Source organism: Mycolicibacterium pyrenivorans, from assembly GCF_025821625.1.
Lineage (GTDB): Bacteria > Actinomycetota > Actinomycetes > Mycobacteriales > Mycobacteriaceae > Mycobacterium > Mycobacterium pyrenivorans.
Genome location: NZ_JACKSH010000198.1, coordinates 1 through 2,838 on the forward strand (window position 1 = coordinate 1; position 2,838 = coordinate 2,838).

Sequence of the window (2,838 nt, forward strand, 5' to 3'; positions counted from 1 at the left end):
ACGGCCATCACACCGCCAAATCACTGACCTCGATGATCTACCTCATGCTCGGCGGAATCAGCCCGAAACTCCCCACAACAAGGTGAGGAGTCGCACACTCGTTCGGTGTGTCCTAGCCGTGTCCTAAGACGTGCGACTACGGGCAAACACGCACTAAACAGATCTCCATCGACCCAGCGCGGCGACGTGGACTGATCCGCACGGCGTGGACCCTGAGATACCAGCCAGCACATCCAGTTTCACACTGGCAGTGGGGGGGGTCGAATCCCCTTAGCTCCACTTTTTCGGACACCTGAGTGTCCTTACTCGAACTTTCTGCACTGGTTTGCTCTTCCGACCTAATGGTTCTCGCGCTCTAAGGCTGCAATTCTGAGTTCGAGCGCATAGACAGCGTCAGCAAGTGCAGATGCTCGATAGTCAAGTCAGCGTCCGATCTCTTTCCGTAGTCGTCACGAAGTCGCTTGAACATTCGTCTGAGTTCCGCGGTCACTGGCGTCTCGTCGCTGAGTTCTGCGTGGACCCATTCGTAGACCATGGGTATCTCCATCCTGGGGGCAGTACATGACGGTCGTCGTGTCAGTGTCGACCGTGCGTCGGTGCAGCCCACTCTTTGACGACTTCGTCGCGACCGTGGCGAATCTGGACGCGGCGGTAGCCGTGGGTTGGCGCGAGGCGTGAGAAGTGTTTGAACATCTCCTCGGCGTCCTGTGGTGTCAGTGACTTGTCGAAGCGGACCCATTGCCACTCGTCGCCGTCGAACGTCTGCTCCCACAGCACGTAGAACGACACGCTGTCGACTACGGCACGACGGACCATTTCCGAGGGCGTTGCTCCCTGGACTTTTGCGCTGTGCACTAACTCGTTGCGAAGTGACTCGGGAAGCCGGATCGCCAGAACCGGTGTCTTGCCTGTTGTCCGAGTGCCCTTGTTCGGCCGTCCTGTTGGCAGGTAGGCGGGATTGAGTTCGACCGAGGTGACTTCGGCTGCCGTCGGAGGATTGGTTTCGTAGTCGGCGGCCATCTCGGCGTATTCGTCGTCACTGATTCGGGACTTTCCCATGTCGATAACTCCTTTCAATGATCAGGCCCGCTGAGGGCCGTAGTCGGGGTCCACCAACGCGTCGAGGCCGAGGCGCGCGATGAGGCTGGAACGCAGCATCATCGCGTGGAATACCTCGGCAACGTTGGGGTCGGTGAGGTCGGCGATGACCTCGATCCACGGTTGGTTGTCGGCGGCCGGCCCGATGAACAGCACCGGCGCCGTGTTCGCTCGCCGGGGAGCAAGCCCGACGCGCAGTACGGGATATGCAATCACAGTTTTCGCCTCCTCATCGGTGATGAGGTGGGCGCGGGCGCTAGACCGGATCACGATCTCCACCCGTAAAGTGTATGACAATTTCCGGAAAGTGCAATACACTTTCACGCGGCGCATGGTGCGTCGGCGGCCACCGCTACGGTCCAAACTGCGCCCGTGCGCCACAACGGATCCGCCGATCGATCGACTACTGCAGAGGAGCGGCATGAAAGTCTTCATCTCGTCGGTCACGCACCTGCTCAAGGAGGAGCGCAAGGCACTCCCACCGTTCCTGAGGTTGTTCGATCACGAGCCGCTGAGGTTCGAGGACTTCGAAGCTCAGGACCGGTCGAGCCGCGAGGCATGCCTGGCTGGAGTCGAGGCGGCCGACGTATACATCCTGTTGCTTGGCCCGCGTTATGGGACACCTTTTCCCGATACCGGTCTGTCTCCGACGGCGGAGGAGTTCCGGCGTGCTCGTCAACGTGGCATCCGCATCCTGGTGTTTAACAAGCATGTTGACGAGGAAGACGAACCGGCCCAGGGTGACTTCAAGAGCGAGGTCGGCCACTACGTAAACGGGCGCCTATGGCGTTCGTTCACCGACCCCGCCAGCTGTAATCAGGCGGTCGGTGAAGCGATGAAAGCACTTGACGTAGAACGGGGTCCGATTCCGCGAACGACACCGCAGGAACCTGTGAGGGTGCCGTGGTTGAGCGAGGTCGAGCTTTCGGACGCCATAATTCCGGCCAGTGGGTTCGTCGGCGGGCGTAACCGCACCGTGTCAGCCTCGGTGACCGCACCGGTACTCGAACTCCACGTGCTGGGTATCGGCGTGACGAACGCGCCCAGTCTGCGGCAGATCGAAGAACACGCTCGGAGTTTGGCACGCAACATGCGCGCCATCGGGTTCGTGTCGGACGATGATCCGTTGGTCGTCGGGGTCGCCGACGGTTTCGGGTGGGCGGTGCGTCCTCCGGCGAAATCATCGTCGGGTTCGTTTACCGAGCAGCTAACCGTCGAGCAGTTCCGCGGTGCACTCACCCACCCGGCAGGGGTGTGCGCATTCCGGTCCCTCGACATCGACATCATCGGTGCATTGGTCGACCAGAAGAGCCTGCAGACTGACCTAGCGTCGCTGTTCGCCGTCGTCTCGGCACAGCTTCCCGAGGCGGAGTCGGTCACACTGGCCGCTGAGTTATCCCGGGTAGACCGGGTCGAAGAGGGTGACCCGCGCAAGGTCGGCACTCGCAACGCAGGGCGGCTGGCGATGACGGGACCAGCCGAGCTCCGAACTGGTGGTGACTTCGCGGTACCGGCCCATCGGCTCGTAAGTTCGTTCGGCGATCTTGGTGCAGATCTGGCGCACGCGCTCATCGCGCAGCTTCGACAACGACGGTAGGCGCCGGAGCGCGTGCCCCCTGGTGGCCGCCCGAGCGTATGCACCCCTAGGAGCGTGGGTCAGTAACACGCCGGGCGGGGTGCCTGGGCCGGTGGCGGGTGTAGGGGATCATGGGGTGTGCCTGATGATCTCGATGCCGACGG

Annotated in this window: 3 protein-coding genes; 1 reads left to right on the plus strand and 2 read right to left on the minus strand. The window is 61.8% G+C overall.

The window, feature by feature from the left end; translation table 11 throughout:
- Positions 1-576: 576 nt before the first annotated feature.
- Entirely contained in the window at positions 577-1,059 is a 483-nt protein-coding gene (locus H7I57_RS23010) for a hypothetical protein (protein ID WP_264026310.1), read from the minus strand.
- A gap of 21 nt (positions 1,060-1,080) precedes the next feature.
- Positions 1,081-1,377, minus strand: coding sequence for a hypothetical protein (locus H7I57_RS23015; RefSeq protein ID WP_264026312.1), 297 nt, complete (start codon positions 1,375-1,377; stop codon positions 1,081-1,083).
- A 142-nt stretch (positions 1,378-1,519) separates the two neighbouring features.
- Between H7I57_RS23015 and H7I57_RS23020 the strand changes: the two genes are divergently transcribed.
- Complete coding sequence (locus tag H7I57_RS23020) at positions 1,520-2,695, plus strand: DUF4062 domain-containing protein (protein WP_264026315.1); 1,176 nt, start codon at positions 1,520-1,522, stop codon at positions 2,693-2,695.
- Positions 2,696-2,838: the final 143 nt, after the last annotated feature.